Source organism: Flavobacterium psychrotrophum (assembly GCF_003403075.1).
Classification (GTDB): Bacteria; Bacteroidota; Bacteroidia; order Flavobacteriales; family Flavobacteriaceae; genus Flavobacterium; species Flavobacterium psychrotrophum.
This window is the reverse complement of sequence record NZ_CP031557.1, coordinates 3,609,691-3,632,994: the sequence shown is the minus strand read 5'-3', so window position 1 is coordinate 3,632,994 and position 23,304 is coordinate 3,609,691. Positions and strand designations below refer to the sequence as shown.

Below are 23,304 nucleotides of genomic sequence, written 5' to 3'. Positions count from 1 at the left end.
ATCTCACATTAGTTTTTTTGAGATTCTTCATTACGCTGCGCTGCATTCAGAATGACATTACGGAGCAGCACGATCTGCTTAATCAGCAAAAGCCAAATTAGAATTAGTGATAACCAAACTTCATTTTAAATGAAAAAAATACTAATAACCGTCTTAACTCTTACCCTGCTTTTGGGGTGTAAAGAAGAAAAAAAGGCAGAAGGTGAACCGGCAACAGCTTCAGCAGAAAGCCTGCCTCCGGTAAGCGATGCCACTATGGAAAACGCTGTTATCTATGAGGCAAACATCCGTAATTACTCAAAAGAGGGTACGTTCAATGCCTTTACAAAAGATATCCCTAAGCTAAAGCAATTGGGTGTAAAGATACTTTGGGTTATGCCCATTTACCCAATATCAATGACGCGACGTAAGGCTACTGCCGATAAGTCGATTGAGGATATTACTGACCCAACTGAAAAGAAAAAATATCTGGGCAGCTGGTATGCTATCTCTGATTATACTGCAGTGAATCCTGACCTTGGTACGCTGGAAGATTTCCAAAAACTGGTTAAAACCGCGCATGATAATGGTATGTATGTTATACTGGACTGGGTAGCAAACCACACGGGCTGGGATCATAAATGGATAAAAGAACATCCGGAATATTACCAGCACAATGCTAAAGGCGAGGTGACTGATCCGCTAAATCCTGAAACGGGCGAGCCGTGGGGCTGGACAGATGTTGCACACCTGGAGTACACCAACAAAAAAGTGTATGAGCCCATGCTTAATGAAATGATGTATTGGGTAAAAAACCAGGGCATCGATGGTTTCCGTTGTGATGTGGCCGATAATGTGCCTACTGATTTCTGGAATTTTGCAATACCGAAACTTAAAGAGGTTAAGCCGCTATTCATGCTTATGGAAAGCGAGAAAGAATATCTGCTTAAGGGGCAGTTTGATATGGGGTATGGCTTTGAGGCACACCATGTGATGAACGACATTGCGCAGGGCAAAAAGACGGTAGCCGACTGGGATGCCACGATGAAACACCTTTCTGAAAAATTTGAAAAGGATGACATTATGATGAACCTTACCAGCAGCCATGACGAGAATGCCTGGAGCGGTAGTGAATATGAGCGTATGGGTGATGCCGCTGAAGCTTTTGCAGCACTTACTTATACCATGCCGGGTATGCCGCTTATTTATACCGGTCAGGAATATGATAACAACCGCAGGCTTAAATTCTTTGAGCAGGATACTATAGAAAAGAAGACCGGTAAAATGTTTGCCATTTATGAAAAACTTGGTAAACTAAAAAATACCGATGTTGCCCTTAATGGTGGTAAAAAGCCGGCATCGTACATTAGGCTTAAAACATCTGATGATAAAAAAATACTGGCTTTTGAGAGAGAGAAAGAGGGTAAAAAAGTGTACTATATAGCCAACCTTACTAAGGAGATACTCCAGTTTAAAGTAGCTGTTGATGGTACATTTACCAATGCACTTACAGGCGAAAAACTAACCTTAAAAAAGGATCAGGTAATAGATGCTGCGCCGTGGCAATATTGGATACTGTCTAATTAAGTATTTAAAAGCTTTGTATAGCATAAAAGAATAAATAAATCTTATTTTTCGATGCAACAAAAACACTACAGTAATTGTGTAACTAATTGTTTTTGTTATTGTTGCATCGTTTAATTTTTGATTTTTTTCTATCATAAATCAGTCGTCGTTTAAGATGACTATTTTTTTCTATATTTACTATAACGTTTTCTTAATTTTAAAAATTTCTATTTTATGATCAAAAAATTACTTATGCTTTGCACAGTGTTCATGGCGGGCACGGCAATGATGTTTGCACAATTTCCAAGTATCGGGATTATAGGCGGCGCTACTTCTGTGGGTTGGGATGGCCCGGATATTGATATGGCAACTACCGATGGGGTAACTTACACTTTAGAAAATGTTACCCTTACAGGAGGTGGCCTTAAATTCAGGCAGGATAATGCGTGGAATGGCCTTAACTGGGGTAATAATGCGGCATGGCCAAGTGGGGTAGGCTTACAGGACCAGAATGGCCAGGATATACAGTGCCAGCCGGGAAAATATGATATTACTTTTAACCTTACTACTAAAGCATATAACTTTGAAGATGTAGGCGGGTTTGAACACATATCATTAATAGGAGGGGGTACGAATATTAACCTTGTCACTACTGACGGTGTAAATTATTTTTATAATAATGCAGTTTTTACAGCTCAGACAAATGTCGCATTTACTAATGGTAATGCAAACTGGGGTGCTGTAGGTTTTCCTACCGGAACAGCTGCAGAAGGTGTTGAAATACCGGTGCCGGCTAATAGCTACAATGTTACTTTTAACCTTACTACACACGAGTACCATTTTAATTTTGTAACGATTAGTATTACCGGTAGCGGCGTTGGCGGCTGGGGTACAGATTCTGATATGACAACTACAGATGGTGTAAACTACAGCTATGCATCAAGAGTATTTGCCGTTGATGGTGAAGGATTGTCTGAAATGAAATTTCGCCTAAACCACGAATGGACTGTTACCTGGGGTGGAGCACAATATCCTTCTGGTACAATGACACAGGGAGGTGGTAACGTTACGGTGCCGGTAGGTACATATGCTGTTACTTTTAACAGAACTACAGGTGCTTTTGATTTCTCTGCTCCGGCAGCGGTTACAACCTATACTAAAGGCAGTGTGGTGGCTTATCCTAACCCTGCTAACGCATCATGGACGTTTAGCACTGCAAATGGTACACTTACTAACATCCAGATTGTAGACCTTACCGGTAAAATTGTAGCAAGCCAGGTAGCTAACGCGCAGCAGGCTACAGTAAACGCATCAGCTCTTGCTAATGGTGTATACTTTGCCAAAGTAAACTCGGCAGAAGGTACATCGGTAATTAAAGTGGTAAAAAACTAAATCGGAGTTGTTTATTTTATTGATAGGGCCCGGGCAGCAATGTCCGGGCTTTTTGCGTTTTTATTTTAACGCTGTTGTATTTCATTTATGATTTGTTAGATAATGCACTACTATTCATTAAAATCGCTCAGGTATTTTTCAAAGAAGTCGGCTTTATAAATTTCTCCCAGCGGAATTTCAAAATCGGATATGTACAGGTTGTGCGTATCAAAAGATTCTACCGCGTTGAGGTTTACAATATACGATTTGCTTACCCTTAAAAAATTATCTCCGTTTAGTTTCTGGTGTATGGTTTTCAGGTTCATTGCCGTAACCAGTTTCTGGCCGGTAGTATAGATTACTACATAGTCTTTTAATCCCTCTATAAACCTTATGTCTTTGAGGCTTATTTTATGAAAACGCCTTTCGGCCTTTATAAGCAGGAAATTATTGTTTGCCTGCTCAATGGTATTTTTTGCAGTATCGTCAGATAGTAATTGTTTATACAGTATTGCTTTGCTAATTGCCTTTTCGAGCCTTACTTTTTCTATGGGCTTAAGCAGGTAGTCAATAGCATCGAGCTCATAGCTTTTAAGTGCATATTGAGAATAAGCCGTTGTAAATATCAAAAGGCTCTTTACAGGTAGCTGCGCTGCAAACTCAAGTCCCGTTACCTTGGGCATCTGTATATCCAGGAATATTAAATCGGGTGTGTTGTCTTTCAGGAATTCTAACGCTACAGGCGCATTAGAGAACCTGCCCAATACACGCAGTTCAGATACTTCTTCTATTAGAGCCTGCAATCCTTCGCGGGCCAGCGGTTCATCATCTACTATAATACAGGTCATACGGAATAGTTAAGTTAATGGTGTAAGTGCTTTGCAGGTCGGTACATTCAAGGGTATGGTTATCTCCATATAAAATTTCGAGCCTCCTTTTAATGTTAGCCAAACCCAGGCCACCACTCCCGGTATCCCTGAATTTTTCGTCAGGATTTTGAGAATTGATGCAGCTAAAGTGCAGCCGGTTGCCCTCAGTCTTTAAAGCAATGTTTACATAAGTAGTATTGTCGCCCAGGTCTACACTGTATTTTATGGCATTTTCTACAAAAGTGGTAAACAGGTTTGGGGGTATTAGTATGTTAGCAGTACTTTCGGGCGTTTGGTGGCTAATGCTAAAACTAAAATTATCCCTGCGAATTTTTTCAAGATTCAAAAAGTTGGTCAGGAATTGTTCTTCCGCCATTAACGATGTACTTTCTTCATTGTTTTCATACAGTTGATGCCTTAAAAATTCTGATAGCTTAATAATTACAGTAGATGCAGTATCGGGCCTGGTTTTTACCAGCACATTTACATTATTAAGCATGTTAAATAAAAAGTGCGGATTTATCTGGTTCTTTAGTGCAGCGAGCTCCATGTTTATGGTAAGTGTATTCAGCTCGTTAAGGCGCTCTGTATCCTGTATCCATTTTTGCATAAGGCGCATTGTGTTGCTTACTAATATTATGGGTGTTGTAAATATAGTGGCGCATATAAAAGTAACCACATCATCCAGGCCGTGGCGGCGGGGCCTTATAAGGTAAGGTTCAAAAAACGGATCAATAACATACCGTAGCGTAAGTAGTGCGCTAAGGCTAAGTGCCATTATTAGTATGATGTATAATAAGTATTGCCCCTTAAAAAACAGATTCATTAAAACGTATATGTTAATATATAATATTCCCATATAAAGAATAAAAGGTGCAAGGCTGTGATAGAACCCGGCGTTTCCGCTATAGTCATCGCCATCTTTTACAAAAAGGATGCGGGCACTGGCAAAAATCACGAAAAACACACTTATCATGCACACATGGCGTAGTATGCGAAAGCGATCTTCGGTAAGCAGCTTTATAACAGGATTTTTATGCAGGTTGCAAATGTTCTCTATGCTCATTTTATGCTGTTAAACTGCTGCAAATATACTAAGGGTTACAGGGTAGTGCTTTTAAAATTGTACCAAACGGGTGTTTTATTATACAAAATCGTAATAGTGGCGGTTTGGTAGAAATTATTTTCGGTTTTGTATAAATTAAAAATGCTGTAGTAAATGTAAAGCGTTCTTTGCCCAAAACTTTTGATATGAGCATGAATGAATTGTTGCAAAAAGGAGGCGATATGGAGGTACTGCTTGCTACTGAGCCTGAGTCTGAAGTTATGGCAGTAAGGCTGGCTGATATGATACGCTTTAAAGAATCGTACAGCGGCTACATTAAATATAAGTTGCCTGTGCAGGATACCGTAAGCTTTGCTGATACTGATGCCGGTAAGGCTGGGCTGGTGTTTTATGACAGCAGCCATCTTACGCAAAAAAGGTTGTTGCACCTGCCTGCGGAAAAAGAAGCAAATGCACTCTGGTTTGTATTTGTTATAGACAGAACTGTATTTTCTGCCGAAAGGCTAAACAACTTCATTGCGCAGCACCGTATACGGCACCGTTTTCAAAAACTTTTTCTGCTCGATTTTTTCAGGTCATCATTAAGCGCTATATAATTAAACAACTTACGCATGCTACATCCCGCTAAATTATCATTATTCGTGTTTGTACTTTCTGTTCCTTTTTACAAAACATTTGCCCAGGCTAAAGACAGCATTCCTAAAGAAGCTATAAAATTTGTTGCAGATAAATTTCCGTTTACCCGCATGATAAATACGGAGTTTCGGTATGATGCGCCTTATGATTTTTCTGCACGCATTCCCGGCGTTAGCCAGCCCGAAGGCAGGGTTACCCGGTTATACCAGCAACGTGTAAATGCAAATATCAATTTTATAAAGTCGCCAAAGTGGGTGTTTAGTACCGGTTTGTTTTATAACTATATTCATGCCGAAACCCAAGGTGCTAATTTACAGCAAACCGAAAGCAATGAACATTATTATGCAGCTACAGTAACGCTTACACGTTTTACTAAGCTTTTTGGTAAAATGGCTTTATTCACGGCTACTGCGCTGCCATCGGGCGGAGAAAATGGCTTTGAGCGCATAACCGGTATGGTATCGGGTACATTGGTACTTAAGGCTAATGCTAAAACAAAAATGACTATAGGTTTATTAGGTCTTATAGACCCCAGCTCGCAGGTGCCGGCGTTTGTTACCCTTTCTTACGAGCATAAGTTTGATAACGGATGGATTGCCGACATCATTTTGCCAAAGAGGCTGTTTATGAAAAAAGATGTGTTTAGTAATGGCAGGCTCTCTCTGGGTACAGAGCTTGATAATACAACCGTTTACTTAAAAGGGTTTAATAGAAATACATCAAAGACTTATATTTTCAGCCAGTTAGAAACCATGTCTGGTGCTACCTATGAGCATTGCATTTTTAAAGGCTTTATAGCTACCCTAAAAACAGGTTATAAATATACACCTACCAGCAGGATTGTAGCCGTTAATAAAAAGTTTACCGATTATGTTTTTAAGGCTACGCCTAACGGCAATTTCTATGTAAACTTGGGGCTATCTTACAACCCGTAGATTTTACAACTGTTTTGGGCATTGATTGCTGCAAATACTATCTTTGCCCAAAACATTCTATAATGCCCATACTCAATATAGGCCATCGTGGGGCCAAGGGACATGTAACCGAAAATACCCTGGCATCATTTGCCCGGGCTTTGACGCTTGGGGCTAAGGCTATAGAACTCGATGTGCACGCTTGTGCCACCGGAGAGCTTGTAGTAATTCACGACTTTACCGTAGACCGCGTTACTAACGGTACAGGCGAAGTGCATAAGCTTACTCTTGCCGAATTGAAAAGCCTTACCGTAACAGGAGGGCATAGCATACCTACGCTTGATGAGGTTTTTGAAACGGTGGGTAAAAACTGTTTTGTAAACATAGAAATGAAAGGCCGCCACACCGCACAGCCTGTAAGCAATTTTATAGAACGTTATGTGGCAGAGAAAGGCTATACTTACAAAGATTTTATAGTGTCGAGCTTTCAGCGGGAAGAGCTGGAAAATATGAGCCGCATTAACCCAAAAGTGCCGCTGGGCATACTTACACAGGCCAGCATTCACCAGGCGTGGGAATGGGCTGAGGCATTTAATGCGGTGGCACTGCACCCGCACTTTTCTTTACTTACAGAAAGTAGTGTGCTTAAAGCACAACAGGCAGGCTATAAAGTGTATCCCTGGACTGTAAACGAACCCGAAGACATAGCCCGCGTAAAAGCGCTGGGCGTAGATGGCATAATAACTGATTACCCAGACCGTATATGAGCAAGAGTTTTGATGTAATAATTGCCGGTGGCGGGGCAGCAGGTTTTTTTACCGCAATAAACATAGCCGAACGCAACCCGGCACTTAAGATAGCCATACTGGAACGTGGCAAAGAAGTGCTTAGTAAAGTGCGTGTATCGGGTGGGGGCAGGTGCAATGTTACCCATGCTTGTTTTATCCCGGCAGATCTGGTAAAGTTTTACCCGCGTGGCGAAAAAGAGCTTCGCGGACCGTTTAATCGTTTTTGCAGTGGCGATACTATAGACTGGTTTGAACGACATGGTGTGGAACTTAAAGCGGAAGAAGACGGGCGTATGTTTCCGGTAACGGACAGCTCTCAAACCATAATAGACTGTTTTTTGGCTGCGGCCAAAAAATACAACATACAAATACTTACCGGGCAAAGCATACAATCTTTATACAATGCCGAAAGCCATTGGAAAATAGCAACCCAGACAGAAACCTATCTGGCAGCAAGCCTGGTTATGGCTACGGGCAGTAACCCTAAAATGTGGGATATGCTGGCAGAACTTGGCCACTCTATAATACCGCCGGTACCCTCGTTATTTACTTTTAATATTAAAGACCCGCGTATCAAAGATCTTATGGGGGTTTCTGCACTTGCATCAGTAAATGTAAAGGGCAGTAAGCTAGACGCATCGGGGCCGCTGCTTATTACCCATTGGGGTATGAGTGGGCCGGGTATACTGCGCCTTTCTGCATGGGGAGCCCGAGAACTTGCCGAGAAAGAGTATCGTTTTACGTTACAGGTTAACTGGCTTAATGATACAGATGCAGAAGATTGCGAGGAAATCCTGCGAGAACTGAAACTTGAAAACGCTAAGAAAACCATTGGCAAGAAGTCGCCGTTTGATTTTCCTAACCGCCTGTGGGAAAGCCTTGTCATAGCAGCCGGTATTAATACTGAAGCCCGATGGGCCGACCTTACAAAACAGCAGCTGCAAGACCTTACAACCCAACTTACAAATGGGCAATATGCAGTAAACGGTAAAAGTACCTTTAAAGAAGAGTTTGTTACCGCAGGTGGTATAGATCTTAAAGAAGTGAACTTTAAAACCATGCAGAGTAAGCTTTATAATAATCTTTATTTTGCGGGAGAGGTCATAAATATTGATGCCATTACGGGCGGTTTTAACTTTCAGAATGCCTGGACAGGTGGTTTTATAGCTGCAGAAAGTATTGCAGGACAGGAATAGCTAATTAAGAAATGTACTTAAAAAAATAAAACCCTTCCGGGGAAGCGGAAGGGAATCAATCCTACAGGTAACTTTTACCAAAACCTGATGTAAAATTATGAAGAGGTTTTCACCCGTTGTAAAAGTATTGTTGTACAGCAGGTTATTTGTTATGTAATTATACATTTATGGTTATAATATTTAACAAACCCTTAGTAAGGCAGGTTGTTACATTAATTTGAGTATATGGTTACCCGTAATTAACTTTATTTTAGTCAAAAAAAGTGTACATTTACGATACACGGTTGTAAAACCAAATCATAATCAATTATTAATTAAAATTTAGTACACTATGGCATCAAGCATAGCAGATGGTATCAACGCATGGAAGGCTGCGGTTAATGGTAAGCAAAATAGTAGGATTGTAGGCCTTTTTGATAAGGGCGATGCGTTTCGTTACGTCATTCCTGATTACGCACAAACGTGCCAGCAACTGCATGTGTACCTGGGGATTGTTGAAGATCCTGATCCAACAAAGGAAAGAATAAATTTTTATGTTATACCGGCTGAATATGATACCCCGGCGCATGCTGCTGATTATCAGTTGTACACAAAAGTATGTCCGTTAGAGAAGAACCTTGGTAGTAACCGTATTCCAAACAAAGAAGCCAAGCAGCGTATTGCAAACTGGGATAAAAACTACGGCACATTTATACCTGCCCAAAATGCAACTACAGATGGGCTTTTCCTGGCATTTGTAGTTGATAGGGAAGATTTTGAAACACTTGATACCTATGTAAATTTAGCATTAAAAAGCAATGGCCAGGCGGTGGTTGCATTTACTGCTGAACTGATTGTTACAAATCTTATAGATAGTAAAGATGTATATGATGATTTTTCTTTCCCTGTTCCTCCATATGGAGCTTCAGCAACAGCTTCAAGCTTTTATTTATTAAACTTATAGAGAGGGCCTGTGTCGATTATTGAATTCACATCTTATTTAAGTTATCTGGCTCCGGTACTTTTAACCCTTGCTCTTATAAGAGGTCTTTTTTCTTATAAAAATTTAGGGAAAGAAAGTAAGGCCATTGTGTGGTATGTTTTAATGCTGTTACTGGTAGATGTAATAAGCAGGCTGTTCTGGAAATTATTTGGTAATAACCATATTTTACTTTTAGTGTACAGCTTTTTAGAATTGCTATTTGCCGGATATTTTTATCTGGTAGTTTTATCAGACCTAAAGCATAAGCTATTAAAGGGACTGGTGGGTTTTGGCTTGCTGTATATTATATGTGAAATATTTGTTTCCCTTTACATTAAAACGGATGTGGGGCAGTTTCAGCCCTACTCTAAAGTGGTAGATGATTTTGTAGTCATATTGCTTTCATTGACGTTTTTTTATGAAAACATATCTAAAAAACTTGGTGGAGAATGGCGGATTTTTAATCTTAATATCGCGTTTCTTATCTATTTTACGGTTAATTTAATAGTGTTTTTGCCTTTTAATTTTTTAGTAAATGAAAACTCGGGCTTAAAGTTTTATGTATGGTTTTTAAACATGGTGGCTAACATTGTGTTCTATGCCTACATCATCTTTTTTATTTGGAACGATAAGCTTGTAAAAGGTAAAGATTTTAAAAAGATAGTTGAAAAATAATCTTAGGAAAAAAGATTTAACTTTAGAAACCCCTGATTTTTCGGGGGTTTTACTATTTTTGTACTGCATCCACTTCACTTTAAAACGTAGTAGCATCATTATGCAATGATGCTGTTTAATGATTGTGTAAAATATGGGTGTCAAAGAGTTTTCTATACTACTTACAGATTTAAGCCGTTATACAGATATTGCTGGGTTAATGATAGGTATCTACTTCTATAAAAAACTTTCTCCATTACACCGTGGCCTGCTACTTTACCTTTTCCTGATGTTTTTTACAGAGCGTCTTAGCGTTTATATATTAAAATTCATTCCAAGTAATCATGTGGTATTGCCCATATATGCCTTTTTAGAGTTAGCCTTTTTTACATGGTTTTACAATTTCAGGTTATTTTCAAAACCTAAAGTACCTTTGCTGTTATTGGGTGCTGCTGCAGGATTGTATATTAGTTGGGAGCTAATTTTTGATTTTATACTTAACGTGAGAGATATTCGCACGTTTCAGCCTTATTGTAAAGTGGTAGATAATTTTGCAATCATTATTTTCTCGTTAAGTTACCTGCACAAAAAAATGAGCCGTTATGACGAAACCCGCTTCAACAATTTTTGGCTAAATCTTACGGTACTCGTATTCTATACGTTTACGCTCGTCATCTTTTTACCCTTTAATTTCCTGGTTAATGCGTCGTCAGATGTTATTTTTTATTTCTGGGCATTTAATGTAGTACTCATAATATTGTTTTATAGCTTTATAAGTGTTCGCATTTTTATGTATGGCAGAAGCATAACACTGTTGCAACGCGAGGCTTTATCTACTGATGCCAGGGAGCGTCCGCTACTATTGCGCATTATAAATAACATTACGGCAGACAGTATGGGAATATTCAAAAAATAAATAATTCATTCAAAGTGCCTGTATTTGCTGGCTAATTGCTACTTTTGCAAAGCGATTTTATATTTTCGGCAGATGGAAAAATGGCAGGACCCAAAGGTTATAGCACTTTGGATAGCAATTGTTATCGTACTAATTTTTACCATATTACTTTTTGTGGTAAAAATTATGCACGCCGGTTATAAACGCATGACTGAAGCAAACCTGCGCCAGGCACGGCTTGAAATAGATCACCAGAAAAAACTACTTGAAACCGGGCTTCTCGCACAGGAAAAAGAACGTACCCGTATTGCGGCAGACCTTCATGATGGTCTTATAGGCAAGCTGAGCGTTATACGTATGAAAACTCAGATAGGGCAAAGCCCCGCCGATATAGAACAGGAACTGGGAGACAGTATAGCCGAAGCGCGCCGAATATCGCACGATTTGATGCCCCCAATGCTTGAGTTTTCATCTGTGCCGGAGCTTGTAACCCGCCTTATAGAACCATGGGAGAGTAAGTTAGACATCCGGCTTTTTGCTGATGTACGCACGGAAGCCGATGTTACCCCTGAATTTAAAATACAGCTGGTGCGCATAGTGCAGGAGCTTGTAACTAATATAATGAAGCATGCCAACGCTACAACTGTGCTTGTGCACCTGCGCCATACCAAAACATTACTTTCGATTTGTGTTACAGACAATGGTAAAGGGTTTGATACAACCATTAACAAACCCGGACTTGGGCTTGGTAGCCTTGAAATGAGAGCCCAGTACCTTAATGGCCAGTACCGCATAAAATCTAAACCCGGTAGTGGGGCAAGGGCACTTGTGGTTTGCAGGCTTTGATCATAATTAACTGACCTGCAAATGATACGTAAAGCCAATCTTAATTTCTGGATTCTCAATTCCGGAATTTAATTTCTGAAATGATTATATTTGTTTAAACCAATCTTGCGTCCATGGAAAACATCTCAATAGCCATAACCGATGACGATGCCCTTATTGTATCGCTTTTAGAAAATTACCTGCAAACCTGCCCAGATATAGATGTTGTGTTTACCGCTACCAGCGGAGAGCAATTACTGGAAAAGCTAAGTACTGCTGCCATAATGCCTCAAATTGTGTTGCTGGATTTGCGCATGAACGGTATGGATGGTATTGCGGTTGCAGAGCGGCTTAAAATAGATTATTCTTATGTGCGCATTATTGTAATATCATCGCATTATCAAAAAAGCTTTATGGGTTTTATGATAAAAACAGGTGTAGCGGCTTTTTTGCCAAAAGGCATATCGCCGTTAGAACTTGTAGAGATTATACGTGCAGTAAATAAACACGGATACTTTTTTAAAGATGACCAACTTGATGCCCTTCGCGCGCAAATAACCACTAAAGCGCCAAGGCCTGTATTACAGCAGGAAGAGTTACTTTCTGAACGCGAAACAGAAGTTTTGCGCCTTATATGCCTGCAAAAAACCGCTAAGGAAATAGGAGATGAGCTTTTTATAACCCAGCGCACTGCTGAGGGCCATAAAAATAACCTCTTTACTAAAACGGGAGCTAAAAATATTGCCGGGCTTGTTATATATGCTATACAAAACCAGATTATAAGGGTTGAAGACTTACCTGTAATTTAATTAACCAGGTTGCTGTAACCAGTAACCATAAGCTAAAACCAGTGTTGCGTAAAATTACCTGAATTTGTAAAACAGGTAATTTCTACCTGTGCCTTTTTATGGGTTATTTGCAATTTTGCTTCAGGATATAACCAAGGAGTGCAATTTTAATTTTGAAGAAAAATTAAAAAACCGGATTTCAATTTTTTAAAGTGGAGTTTAAAAACAACGGTTTGCTAACCATAATATTCTAAAAAGCCGGTACGGATGTAGGATTCATGTTTTAGCCCAAAAATAAATCGCTATTTTATTTAAACAGAATCTTTTTACAGGTCGAATCCTGCCGGCTTTTAAGCTGAATTATCCAACAACAGTAGTTTTATATTTAATTCCAAGGAAAGGCGGGGACAGGTAGTAAACCCCGCCTTTCTAATTTTTTACATTACGGCTTAGTAATTGCGCAACTTCTTAGTGCTAAAGGTGTCGTTACTGCCTGTAGGAGGGGTTGCAAAACCTTTAGTGTATATGGTATAAATACTGCCCGAATAAAAATCTTCAGCTTTAGCGGTGTATAATACAGCCCCAGTGCTGTTTTTAAAAGTAATATCATAAGTACCGCTTTTTACACTTACATAATTTGTTGCTTCTTTAAAATCTACACCGGTGGCAAATGTTTGGTTGAGTCCGCTAATGTCTACAGCGCCTGCATCCGGGCTTAAGTTAATAAAGCGCACAAGTGCTTGTCCTGCTTCGGGTTGCTGTAGGGTATCGTTGTAAGTAACCAGTTCTACGTTGTTGTAAGTATTAACGGCAAAGGCACTAAACACATCTCCGGCTTTCAGGTTTACCGTAGTACTGTCCAGTAAAGTACCCGTGGCATCCTTTAGAGACAGTACGCGTTTTCCTGTATAGAGCCTAAAATAACCTTCAGCAGTTCCATATACAGATGGAGTTGCGTTTATCCGGTTTGCATCGGCATAAAAATATAAATCGCCGCTGCTGGGGCTTGCATTAGCAATAATGCTAAAAGCAATGTTGTTATCGGGTGTGTAGTAAGTACTGTCATCATCTATGTTGCATGATAACATGGTAATTGCTGCGGCTGTGCCCAGCATCATTTTAGAGATAAAATTAAGTTTCATAGCAGTATTGCGTTTGTATAAACATTAGATGCAAGATACCTGTATAAGGTTGCGCAGTATTTTGTTAATTAACTATCGGTATGCCCTAAGATGCAATTTCATTAGTTAAAATTTTTGCCACGAATTACTCGAATTTCAAAAATTTACATACCGCTTTAAGCACCTTGAATATATCGAATTTAATGATTTTTGAAATTTGAGTAATCCGTGGCTTATTTTATGGCGCGTTTACCCTGTGCCCATTGGCTTTGTATTACTGACTTCCGACTTTTTTCCCTATTTTTGTTTTTATGAAGCTGCTAATTGTCGAAGACGAACCTAATTTGCTATCAGTAGTACGTAAAGGGCTGTCAGAAAAAAATCACGAAGTAAGTGCCGCACTCGATGGTACTACTGCGCTCCAAATGCTGGAGCAAAATACTTATGATGTTGTGGTGCTTGACGTAATGCTGCCCGATATTAATGGGATAGAAATATGCAGGCGTGTGCGTGCTGCCGGAAACTTTGTACCTATACTAATGCTTACGGCACTAGATAGCAGCGATAATATAGTAAGCGGGCTTAATAGTGGTGCAGACGATTATATGTCTAAACCGTTTAAGTTTACAGAGCTCGAAGCCCGTATTAATGCACTCGCACGCAGGGCAGGGCAGGACCATAAACCGGCTGAACTTATAACTATCGAAGACCTGGAAATAGACCGTCGTGCAAAGACCGTAAAACGGGGCGGTACACCACTAAACCTTACCGCAAAAGAGTTTCGCCTTTTGTATTACCTGGCGCGCAACAGCGGTATTATACTGAGCCGCGAAAAAATACTGGATAACGTTTGGAACATTAATTTTGACATGAACACTAATGTGGTAGATGTTTATATTAACTACCTGCGTAATAAAGTAGATAAGCCTTTTACTACTAAGTTAATACATACCATGAAGGGGCTTGGGTATGTGCTAAAGGCATAATAATGCAGATAAGAAAGAAAATTACCATTACTTATATTGCACTTTCCGGCATCAGTACCCTGATGTTGTGCGTGCTCGTATATTTTCTTTTCAAGTATAATAATGAATATTATTTTGTGAAACGCCTGGTAGACAGGGCAAAAATAGTATCGTCAATCCATTATCAGCACGATCCTGAAAAAGCGGCATATTACCGCCAGTTAAAGGCAAACGGACTCGAAGAGCTTATAGAGGAAACAGATTATGTGCTTAGGGTAAACGGCCCCGATTCTTTTGATTACAATACGCACTTACACCTGCCTCATGAGTTTTTTGAAGAGGTTCTTGCAAACGGATCCGGTTATGTGCATAAGTCTGGTTATTACCACTATGCACAGGTGTTTGATGAAGGTGGTGTAAAATATATAGTTATTGTGGGCGCGCGAGATAGCCGTGGTACTACTACTACCATTTACATAACACGTATACTGTTTTTTGGCGGAATGGGCTTTATATTACTGGCCTACCTGTTTGGGCGTTTTTTGGCCAGGCGTGTCATAAATCCGGTGGCTAAGATTAATAAAGAAGTAAAACGCATTAGCGCCAGTAACCTGCACAGCCGCCTGCCGATGCCTGAGGGTAACCAGGGAGATGAAATATATGACCTGGCACAAACTTTTAATGGTATGCTAGACAGGTTGCAGACGAGTTTTGATATTCAGGCTAATTTTATAAACAACGCATCGCACGAGCTTAAAACACCTATTGCAACCATTATTGCAGAGACCGAAATTACACTTTTAAAAGAGCGTGATTTGCCGGAGTATGAAGAGGTAATAAGAAACATAAATAAACAGGCTACACGCCTGGGCAATCTTACAGACAGCCTCCTGAAAATGACACAGGCAGGCTATGATACTAATAAACAGGTTAAAGACCCTGTGCGTATGGATGAACTATTAATGGATGTAAAAGCCGAGCTGGACAAACTATATCCCGGCAACCGTGTAAACATCAGTATGAATGACATGCCGGAAGACGATAAGTTTCTTACCATACCCAGTAACCGTCCGTTATTAGAGCTTGCCTTAAGCAATATCATTATCAATGGCGTTAAGTATAGTAATAATGATGAGGTTTTTGTAAGCCTTTCGGCAGATGAAAAAGCCATAACGGTAGAGATAAGCGATATTGGCATAGGTATACCTGACGAAGATATCCCATATCTTTATGAGCCATTTTTTAGAGGTAAAGAGGCATCACGTTATAGTGGCTATGGCCTTGGTTTACCACTTGCGTCACGCATTATAAAAATGCACAACGGAAATATAAACGTGATTAGCGAAAAAGGAAAAGGTACGTTGGTAACTTTAACCTTTGGGCATAAAAATAAATTGAAATAGCGTTAATCGGTCAATTATTTCTTTCTGTAAGATTAGAATGCTTAATCTTCATGCTTATAAAATTCTAATGTAAATCTAAACTTCCTTTAATCTGGATATGGTTGATTTGTAATTAACATTAAAGGTTTTTATATGATAGACTTAATGGTTTTAAGTCAGTCAGGTAGTATTGCTTAGTGTTATGATAATTGCCATATATAACTGCCCGGTACCACAGCATAAAGATTTATTTTTTATGATGTTGTTAAGGGGGCGTTTGGGAGTTATTTATAAGTCAAACAAAAAGATTCATAAAAAATATAATTATTGCACAGGGCTGCTCTCAAGGGTAAGTATCCCATCCTCCTCACGGGTGTCATTGCCTAACGCAGCAGCCTGAGCAATACTTTGTTTTTACGGTGTACAGCAGATATATTTTACAGGGGCATTTAATACTGTAATTCAGCTATGGAGGGTTTTAAAAAGAGGTAATCAAAATTATGGAGTATGTTAAGGCGGTATCTACAGCCTTTATATGATGTTTAAGATTTAAAACTGAATTATGCTGCTAAGAAAGAGAATACCATTAAGCTATGTGCTGGGCAAGATAAAAATAGAGCTTGTTCTGGTAATACTCTACACCATAAGTTTTGAAGTAATCCATCATTTTTACAATGCCGGTTCGGTTAATATCCCAATAGCTGTACCTGCAATTTTGGGAACTATCATATCACTGCTCCTGGCCTTTAAGAGTAACCAGGCATATGATCGCTGGTGGGAAGCCAGGATTATTTGGGGAGCCATTGTAAACGATTCCAGATCGCTGGTAAGGCAGGTCATTACTTTTTACAGCGACCCTGATTTTAGTAAAGAGGCGGTTGAGTTTAAAGAACGATTTGCTAAGAGGCAGGCTGCCTGGTGTTATGCCCTGGCACAATCGCTAAGGGGCAAAGATGCCGTTAAGCCCATAACAACTTTGCTTACCGAAGATGAACTCAGGTTTGTTAGTAATTTTAAACATGTGCCTAACGCATTGCTTATGTTGCATGGTAAAGATTTAAAGAAAGCTCTTGAGAACGGAAACATTAATGCCTATCAGCAGGTAGAGATGGACAGTATTCTTACAAAGCTTTGCGATAGTATGGGTAAGTGCGAGCGTATTAAAAATACAGTGTTTCCTACCACTTATAGTATGTACATACGTTTTACGCTATGCCTGTTTATTGTGCTGCTGCCATTTGGGCTGAAAGACTTTTTAGGCTGGCTGCAAATACCGGTGGTTGCCATGATAGGTGCGGCATGCTTTCTTATAGAGAAAATGGCAATTCAGTTGCAGGATCCTTTTGAAGACCGCCCTACAGATACGCCCATGGTTACCATATCTAACGGGATAGAAAAAAACCTGATGCAAATGGTTAACGAATATCATAATGAATTTGAAGATGAAAAACAGGATTTTGATGAAAGTCTCTATGATATACAGCCATATAAAGACCCGTATTTTATTTTATAGTTTTATAGTTTAGTTTTTAGTATCCGGTGTTTAGTGTTTAGGTCCGGTTATTATGTATTTTGGCGGCCCATCTCTGCATAAGCGGGGATGGGCTTTTTTCGTAACTGCGTTACGAAACGTTGGGCGGTGCCCAACGTTTTTAGGTGTGACCCTTACAGGGTCTTGATTTTGAGAGTAGCTATTCCCCTCCTTCGGAAGGGTGCCCATAGGGCGGGGAGGGGAATTCAGATAGTCAATAATACTCCAATCCTATTCATTGCACTATTGGATAAGTCAAAAGTATATAAAGAAATTTATCTGTTACACGTGCTGGCTGTTTAGAGATTGAGTGTAGCTATTCCCCTCCTTCGGAGGGGTGCCTGTAAGGCGGGGTGGGAATCAAGAGTAATTTGCAATAATAAAATTTTCAAGTTCGTTCATCACATTGTTAAGGTCATGCAATACTCTTAAATAAGAAATCCTTTATACGCTAAGTCCCAAAGATTCTAAGAACAGTGTGCGTTTTTCATCATAATCTTCCCTTTCATTATGTACTGTGCCGTCTATTTCGATAATCAACCCTAATGATTTTATATAGAAATCTACAATATAATTTCCAATGATACGCTGCCTGTCAAAATCAATATTGTAAAACTGATGCCTGTTAACCTGTTTCCAAAAAACTACTTCGGGGTAATTTCCTGCTTTTCGAAGTTTTTTAGCCCTATCCTTTAGCTGCGCATTTGCGGGTAAATTGCTTATGTGCTTACGATATATATAAGTGCCTTTTATGATGCTGAGAATTTCTTTTTCCATTTAATGTAGTTGGTCAATTGCAATATAGTTAATTTTTCCACCCCGCCCTGCGGGCACCCCTCCGAAAGAGGGGAATAACAACACCCATATCTTCGAATTTGATCACCCCAGCGTTATCCATACCGGTGTATGGTCGCTGGTCTTTTCCCAGCCGCGCACATGGCGGTCTACCGCAACCGATTTAAGCATGGCAGCAGCTTCGTCACTAAGTAAAAAATGATCGATCCTAAGGCCGGCATCGCGCCCGTAAGCATTGCGGAAGTAATCCCAAAACGTATAAATAGTTTCATCAGGATATAGTTTACGAATGGCATCTGTCCATCCCTGCGCTATAAGTTTTTGAAAAGCCTCGCGTGTTTCGGGACGGAAGAGTGCATCGTTAACCCAGCGTTCCGGTTTATAAGCATCAATTTCATTGGGTATCACATTAAAATCGCCTGCCAGTACAACAGGTGTTTTAGAATCAAGGAGTACCTTAGCCCGTGCCGAAAAACGCTCAAACCACTGTAGCTTATAATCAAATTTAGGTCCCGGCGCAGGATTACCGTTGGGCAGGTACAGGCATACGATCAGTACATTATTTACTAACGCTTCTATGTAGCGGCTTTGCTCATCTTCGGGGTCACCGGGCAGGTTGCGAGTCACTTCTTTAATCTCATGTCCACGGGCTAATATTGCTACACCATTCCAGCTTTTCTGGCCGTGCCAAATCGCGTTATAGCCAGCGGAATTAATGGCTTCTACAGGAAATTTTTCCTGTGGTGCTTTAAGTTCCTGTAAGCATACCACATCGGGTCTAGCCTCTTCAAGCCAGCGCAGCAATACAGGCAGGTGGCCGTTAACGCCGTTTACATTATAGGTGGCTATTTTCATAATCACATCTTTCTTATGAAGATACAAAATTCAGTGCAGATTACGATAAACAGAAAAAAACGTACTTTTGCGCCACAAACTAAAAGCAAAAAGAACAAAAGATATGAAAGCATACGTTTTTCCGGGTCAGGGAGCCCAGTTTACCGGCATGGGTAAAGACTTATATGAAAGTGCTGCGGAAGCGAAAGAATTGTTTGAAAAAGCTAATGAAATACTGGGTTTCCGTATTACCGATATCATGTTTGAAGGTACTGCAGACCAGCTGAAAGAAACCCGCGTTACACAGCCTGCCGTATTTTTACATTCAGTTATCAAAGCAAAAACGCTTGGTGACAGCTTTCAGCCTGAAATGGTTGCTGGCCACTCTCTGGGCGAATTCAGTGCGCTTGTTGCTGCCGGGGCCCTTACTTTTGAAGACGGACTAAAACTGGTAAGCCAGCGTGCTCTTGCCATGCAAAAGGCGTGCGAAATAACACCAAGCACTATGGCTGCCGTATTGGGTCTTGAAGATAAAATTGTAGAAGATGTATGCAAAAGCATCGACGGAGTGGTAGTTGCGGCCAACTATAACTGCCCGGGGCAGCTGGTTATAAGCGGAGAAACTACGGCCGTTGAAGCTGCGTGCGAAGCCCTTAAAGCTGCGGGTGCCAAGCGTGCGCTTATACTACCTGTAGGTGGTGCATTCCATAGCCCGATGATGGAACCTGCCCGAGAAGAGCTTGCTGCTGCCATAGAGGCTACTACTTTTGCTAACCCCGTTTGCCCGGTGTACCAAAATGTACCTGCTACTGCGGTTACCGATGCAGAGGAGATCAAGAAAAACCTGATCATACAACTTACTGCTCCGGTAAAATGGACGCAAAGCGTACAGAACATGATAGCTGATGGCGCTACCCTGTTTACAGAGGTTGGTCCGGGTAATGTACTACAAGGCCTTGTAAAGAAAATAAACAAAGAAGCAATAACAGCCCAGGGATAATCATTGTACGGAGTTGCTTAAAAATAAAAAATCCCGCCTTGGCGGGATTTTTCGTATATATAGAATATTGTAACTTATTCAGTAACGGCTGCTTTAATGCGCCTAAGTGCTTCTACAAGTGTTTCATCTGCCGTAGCATAAGAAAAACGGATACAGTCAGGGTTGCCAAAAGCATCTCCGGTAACGGTAGCCACAGTAGCGTGCTCTAACAGGAACATTGAGAAATCATCGGCATTTTTTATTTCCATGCCTTTTAGCGTTTTACCAAAGTAGTAAGAGATATCCGGGAATACATAGAATGCACCCTCAGGAACATTGATCTTAAAGCCCGGAATTTCTTTAATAAGGCCTACTACAAGATCACGACGGCGGTGGAATGCTGCTACCATGTCTTTCAGTACGCTTGGGTCTGCCTGAAGCGCAGTAATGGTAGCGCGTTGTGCTATACTGTTAGCACCGCTGGTTACCTGCCCCTGCATTTTAGTACATGCTTTGGCAATAAACTCTGGCCCGCCTATGTAGCCTATCCTCCAGCCGGTCATTGCAAATGCCTTAGCCACACCGTTTACGGTAATGGTACGGTCGTACATGCCCGGAATGGTAGCTATGCTGCAAAAGTTACCGCTAAAGTTAATGTGCTCATATATTTCGTCGGCAATAACGTAGATGTTCGGATATTTTTCCAGTACGGCAGCAAGTGCCGTAAGCTCTTCGCGGCTGTAAACAGATCCGCTTGGGTTACATGGCGAGCTAAACATTATTACCTTGGTCTTAGGGGTAATGGCGGCTTCCAGTTGCTCCGGTGTTATTTTAAAATCGCTTTCTACAGATGTAGGCACCTCTACAGGCGTAGCCTCAGCCATCTTTGCCATTTCGGCATAGCTTACCCAGTAAGGGGCAGGCAGTAAGCATTCATCGCCCGGGTTAAGCAATACCTGGCACAGGTTATAAAGCGACTGCTTTGCACCTGTAGAAACCACAATTTGCGATGGCTTGTAATCAAGGCCATTGTCACGCTTAAATTTCAGGGCTATAGCATCCTTAAGTTCGGCATAACCATCTACCGGCGGGTAAGCACTGTAGTTGTCGTTTATGGCCTGTATGGCTGCTTCTTTAATAAAATCGGGGGTGTTAAAATCGGGTTCGCCAAGGCTAAGGCTAATAACGTCTATACCCTGAGCTTTTAGTTCCCTTGCTTTTGCGGCCATAGCCAGCGTTTGCGATGTAGATAAGTTGTTGATCCTGTCTGAAAGCGCGTTCATTTCTTCTTTAATTGTGTTATGTGTTGTGTTTAATGTTAATGGTTAAGCTGCACTTACGCCATTTTAGGCTCCATTCCCAGTTCTTTAAGGTGCTTAAAGTGCGCTGCTATAGCGCCCCTCATGCTCTTAAACTCGTGGTAGGGCAGGTTGTGCTCTTTAGCTGTTTGCTTTACTATTTGCGATATCCTTTTATAATGCACATGGCTGATGTTCGGGAAAATGTGGTGCTCTATCTGGTGGTTAAGCCCACCCGTAAACCAGTTTACAAACCGGTTTTTTGGGGCAAAGTTAGCTGTGGTGTACAGCTGGTGTATGGCCCAGGTGTTTTCCATTTCGCCATTTTCGTTCGGGAGTGGGTTATCTGTTTCTTCTACAATATGAGCCAGCTGAAACACAATGCTCAGTATAAGGCCTGCCACATAGTGCATTACAAAAAAGCCCAGCAATACCTTCCACCAGTCAATGCCTATAATTATAGGTAAGGCTATCCACATGGATATGTATATTATCTTGGTTACCACTAAAATTGTCCATTGCTTAACAGGGCTCTGGAATTTTCCGTAAGCAAGCCCACGCTTTATGTAGCGGCGCATCTGCTTGATGTCGGTCGTAATCGCCCAGTTAAAAGTTAACAGTCCGTACAGGAAAACCGAGTAATAGTGCTGAAATTTATGGATCTTCATCCACTCTGCCGATTTCGAGAAACGGATAATACGACCCGCTTCAAGATCTTCATCATGCCCATGTATGTTTGTGTACGTATGGTGTAGTACATTGTGCTGTATCTGCCAGTTGTTTACATTGCCTGCCAGTAAGTACATACTACTGCCCATAATTTTATTGAGCCAGGTCTTGCTGCTGTAAGAGCCATGGTTGGCATCGTGCATAACATTCATGCCTATGCCGGCCATGCCCACACCCATAACTATGGTAAGCAACAGGTTTGCCCACCACGGGAGGTCGAGCGTAAGTATAACAAAGTAGGGAGCTAGGTAAAGCGAAAACATAATGGCTGTTTTAAGGTGCAGCTTCCAGTTTCCGGTTTTTTTTATATTGTTTTCTTTAAAATAGTCGTTAACACGCTTAGTAAGCGTCCTGAAGAACTTTACAGAGTCATGTTTTGAGAAAACGGGTTGGGTTACATTCATATATAACTGTAAGTTAATTTTCAAAGGTAATTATTAATCAAGTTGTAAACGCAAAAATTGAACGGAAATTTCATAACGGAAATGCTTACTTTTGTCAAAAAATTAAAAACAATGGAGGAAATCCTACACTACTTTCCTAACCTTACCGATACTCAAAAGCAGCAGTTTGCCAGCCTTAAAGATTTGTATACTGACTGGAATGCCAAGATAAACGTTATTTCCCGCAAGGATATAGACGAACTTTATACCCGCCATGTACTGCATTCGTTAGGTATTGCAAAAGTAATGCCGTTTGAGCCGGGAGCAAGCGTGCTTGATGTAGGTACCGGTGGCGGATTTCCGGGAATACCTCTTGCAATACTTTTTCCGGAGACTAATTTCTACCTGGTAGATGTTATTGCCAAGAAAATAAAAGTAGTGCAGGGCGTAGCTGAAGCGCTTGGCCTTAAAAATGTGCGTGCCGAACAAAAGCGTGCTGAAAATATTGAAGAGGATTTTGACTTTATTGTAAGCCGTGCGGTAACCAATATGCCCGATTTTGTTAAGTGGGTACGCGGAAAAGTTAAGAAGGACCAAAAGCACGCATTGCCTAACGGTATTCTTTACCTAAAGGGTGGCGACTTAACTGAGGAACTGGCAGTATTCCAAAAAGTTACGTTGTTTAATTTGCCGGATTATTTTAGTGATGAGTTTTTTGAAACTAAAAAAGTGGTGCACCTTGCCATGAAGTATAGAGCGCTGAGGGACGATTATTAATA

23 protein-coding genes are annotated in these 23,304 nt (G+C 40.7%); 16 read left to right on the top strand and 7 right to left on the bottom strand.

Features of this window, described 5'->3' with window-relative positions:
* The first annotated feature begins 129 nt into the window (after positions 1–129).
* Together DYH63_RS15615 and DYH63_RS15610 are read left to right on the top strand one after the other, a co-directional pair.
* A complete protein-coding gene (locus DYH63_RS15615; RefSeq protein WP_116789676.1) occupies positions 130–1,566 on the top strand; it encodes an alpha-amylase family glycosyl hydrolase in 1,437 nt (478 codons plus the stop codon).
* A gap of 213 nt (positions 1,567–1,779) precedes the next feature.
* Entirely contained in the window at positions 1,780–2,937 is a 1,158-nt protein-coding gene (locus DYH63_RS15610) for a T9SS type A sorting domain-containing protein (RefSeq protein ID WP_116789675.1), read from the top strand.
* Between the two features lie 110 nt (positions 2,938–3,047).
* Here DYH63_RS15610 and DYH63_RS15605 read toward each other — a convergent pair whose 3' ends face one another.
* Together DYH63_RS15605 and DYH63_RS15600 are read right to left on the bottom strand one after the other, a co-directional pair.
* Positions 3,048–3,764, bottom strand: coding sequence for a LytR/AlgR family response regulator transcription factor (locus DYH63_RS15605; protein WP_116789674.1), 717 nt, complete (start codon positions 3,762–3,764; stop codon positions 3,048–3,050).
* Positions 3,742–4,851, bottom strand: coding sequence for a sensor histidine kinase (locus tag DYH63_RS15600; RefSeq protein WP_116789673.1), 1,110 nt, complete (start codon positions 4,849–4,851; stop codon positions 3,742–3,744). Before DYH63_RS15600 ends, DYH63_RS15605 begins: the two co-directional genes overlap by 23 nt.
* 185 nt (positions 4,852–5,036) lie before the next feature.
* Between DYH63_RS15600 and DYH63_RS15595 the strand changes: the two genes are divergently transcribed.
* The 9 genes from DYH63_RS15595 (at position 5,037) to DYH63_RS15555 (ending at position 12,529) form a co-directional block, all read left to right on the top strand.
* Positions 5,037–5,447, top strand: a complete 411-nt coding sequence (locus DYH63_RS15595) for a hypothetical protein (RefSeq protein WP_162927055.1) — start codon at positions 5,037–5,039, stop codon at positions 5,445–5,447.
* Positions 5,448–5,462: 15 nt separating this feature from the next.
* Complete coding sequence (locus DYH63_RS15590) at positions 5,463–6,422, top strand: hypothetical protein (RefSeq protein WP_162927054.1); 960 nt, start codon at positions 5,463–5,465, stop codon at positions 6,420–6,422.
* Positions 6,423–6,484: 62 nt separating this feature from the next.
* A complete protein-coding gene (locus DYH63_RS15585; protein ID WP_116789670.1) occupies positions 6,485–7,168 on the top strand; it encodes a glycerophosphodiester phosphodiesterase in 684 nt (227 codons plus the stop codon).
* Positions 7,165–8,385, top strand: a complete 1,221-nt coding sequence (locus DYH63_RS15580; RefSeq protein WP_116789669.1) for a BaiN/RdsA family NAD(P)/FAD-dependent oxidoreductase — start codon at positions 7,165–7,167, stop codon at positions 8,383–8,385. Before DYH63_RS15585 ends, DYH63_RS15580 begins: the two co-directional genes overlap by 4 nt.
* A gap of 331 nt (positions 8,386–8,716) precedes the next feature.
* Positions 8,717–9,328 carry a hypothetical protein gene (locus tag DYH63_RS15575; protein ID WP_116789668.1) on the top strand — a complete coding sequence of 204 codons (612 nt, stop codon included), beginning with the start codon at positions 8,717–8,719 and terminating at the stop codon, positions 9,326–9,328.
* Positions 9,329–9,337: 9 nt separating this feature from the next.
* Positions 9,338–10,021 (top strand): hypothetical protein, encoded by a 684-nt coding sequence (locus DYH63_RS15570; protein ID WP_116789667.1) that lies wholly within the window; start codon positions 9,338–9,340, stop codon positions 10,019–10,021.
* Positions 10,022–10,154: 133 nt separating this feature from the next.
* Entirely contained in the window at positions 10,155–10,916 is a 762-nt protein-coding gene (locus DYH63_RS15565) for a hypothetical protein (protein WP_116789666.1), read from the top strand.
* A gap of 72 nt (positions 10,917–10,988) precedes the next feature.
* Positions 10,989–11,741, top strand: coding sequence for a sensor histidine kinase (locus tag DYH63_RS15560; protein ID WP_116789665.1), 753 nt, complete (start codon positions 10,989–10,991; stop codon positions 11,739–11,741).
* A 113-nt stretch (positions 11,742–11,854) separates the two neighbouring features.
* The gene (locus DYH63_RS15555) at positions 11,855–12,529 is read left to right on the top strand and encodes a response regulator transcription factor (RefSeq protein WP_116789664.1); all 675 of its coding nucleotides are present in this window, start codon (positions 11,855–11,857) and stop codon (positions 12,527–12,529) included.
* Positions 12,530–12,957: 428 nt separating this feature from the next.
* Here DYH63_RS15555 and DYH63_RS15550 read toward each other — a convergent pair whose 3' ends face one another.
* Entirely contained in the window at positions 12,958–13,650 is a 693-nt protein-coding gene (locus DYH63_RS15550) for a DUF4397 domain-containing protein (RefSeq protein WP_116789663.1), read from the bottom strand.
* Between the two features lie 290 nt (positions 13,651–13,940).
* On the opposite strand from DYH63_RS15550, the gene DYH63_RS15545 reads away from it, so the two are divergent.
* The 3 genes from DYH63_RS15545 to DYH63_RS15535 all read left to right on the top strand — a co-directional run bounded on the left by DYH63_RS15545 (position 13,941) and on the right by DYH63_RS15535 (position 17,489).
* Positions 13,941–14,615, top strand: a complete 675-nt coding sequence (locus tag DYH63_RS15545) for a response regulator transcription factor (RefSeq protein ID WP_116789662.1) — start codon at positions 13,941–13,943, stop codon at positions 14,613–14,615.
* Positions 14,616–14,617: 2 nt separating this feature from the next.
* Complete coding sequence (locus DYH63_RS15540) at positions 14,618–15,997, top strand: sensor histidine kinase (protein WP_116789661.1); 1,380 nt, start codon at positions 14,618–14,620, stop codon at positions 15,995–15,997.
* Between the two features lie 541 nt (positions 15,998–16,538).
* Positions 16,539–17,489: a bestrophin family protein gene (locus tag DYH63_RS15535; protein ID WP_116789660.1), complete on the top strand. Its 951-nt coding sequence runs from the start codon at positions 16,539–16,541 to the stop codon at positions 17,487–17,489.
* A 462-nt stretch (positions 17,490–17,951) separates the two neighbouring features.
* Here DYH63_RS15535 and DYH63_RS15525 read toward each other — a convergent pair whose 3' ends face one another.
* Both DYH63_RS15525 and xth read right to left on the bottom strand, forming a co-directional pair.
* Positions 17,952–18,284, bottom strand: a complete 333-nt coding sequence (locus DYH63_RS15525; protein WP_240409023.1) for an endonuclease domain-containing protein — start codon at positions 18,282–18,284, stop codon at positions 17,952–17,954.
* 102 nt (positions 18,285–18,386) lie between these two features.
* On the bottom strand, positions 18,387–19,157 hold the full coding sequence (gene xth, locus DYH63_RS15520) for an exodeoxyribonuclease III (RefSeq protein WP_116789658.1): 771 nt from the start codon (positions 19,155–19,157) through the stop codon (positions 18,387–18,389).
* 103 nt (positions 19,158–19,260) lie between these two features.
* Between xth and fabD the strand changes: the two genes are divergently transcribed.
* Positions 19,261–20,136, top strand: coding sequence for an ACP S-malonyltransferase (gene fabD, locus DYH63_RS15515; protein ID WP_116789657.1), 876 nt, complete (start codon positions 19,261–19,263; stop codon positions 20,134–20,136).
* A gap of 74 nt (positions 20,137–20,210) precedes the next feature.
* Here the strand turns inward: fabD and DYH63_RS15510 are convergent, their stop codons facing one another.
* On the bottom strand, positions 20,211–21,398 hold the full coding sequence (locus DYH63_RS15510; RefSeq protein WP_116789656.1) for a pyridoxal phosphate-dependent aminotransferase: 1,188 nt from the start codon (positions 21,396–21,398) through the stop codon (positions 20,211–20,213).
* Between the two features lie 53 nt (positions 21,399–21,451).
* Positions 21,452–22,546, bottom strand: a complete 1,095-nt coding sequence (locus tag DYH63_RS15505; protein WP_116789655.1) for a fatty acid desaturase family protein — start codon at positions 22,544–22,546, stop codon at positions 21,452–21,454.
* 111 nt (positions 22,547–22,657) lie between these two features.
* Between DYH63_RS15505 and rsmG the strand changes: the two genes are divergently transcribed.
* On the top strand, positions 22,658–23,302 hold the full coding sequence (gene rsmG / locus DYH63_RS15500) for a 16S rRNA (guanine(527)-N(7))-methyltransferase RsmG (protein ID WP_116789654.1): 645 nt from the start codon (positions 22,658–22,660) through the stop codon (positions 23,300–23,302).
* The last annotated feature ends 2 nt before the right edge of the window (positions 23,303–23,304 follow it).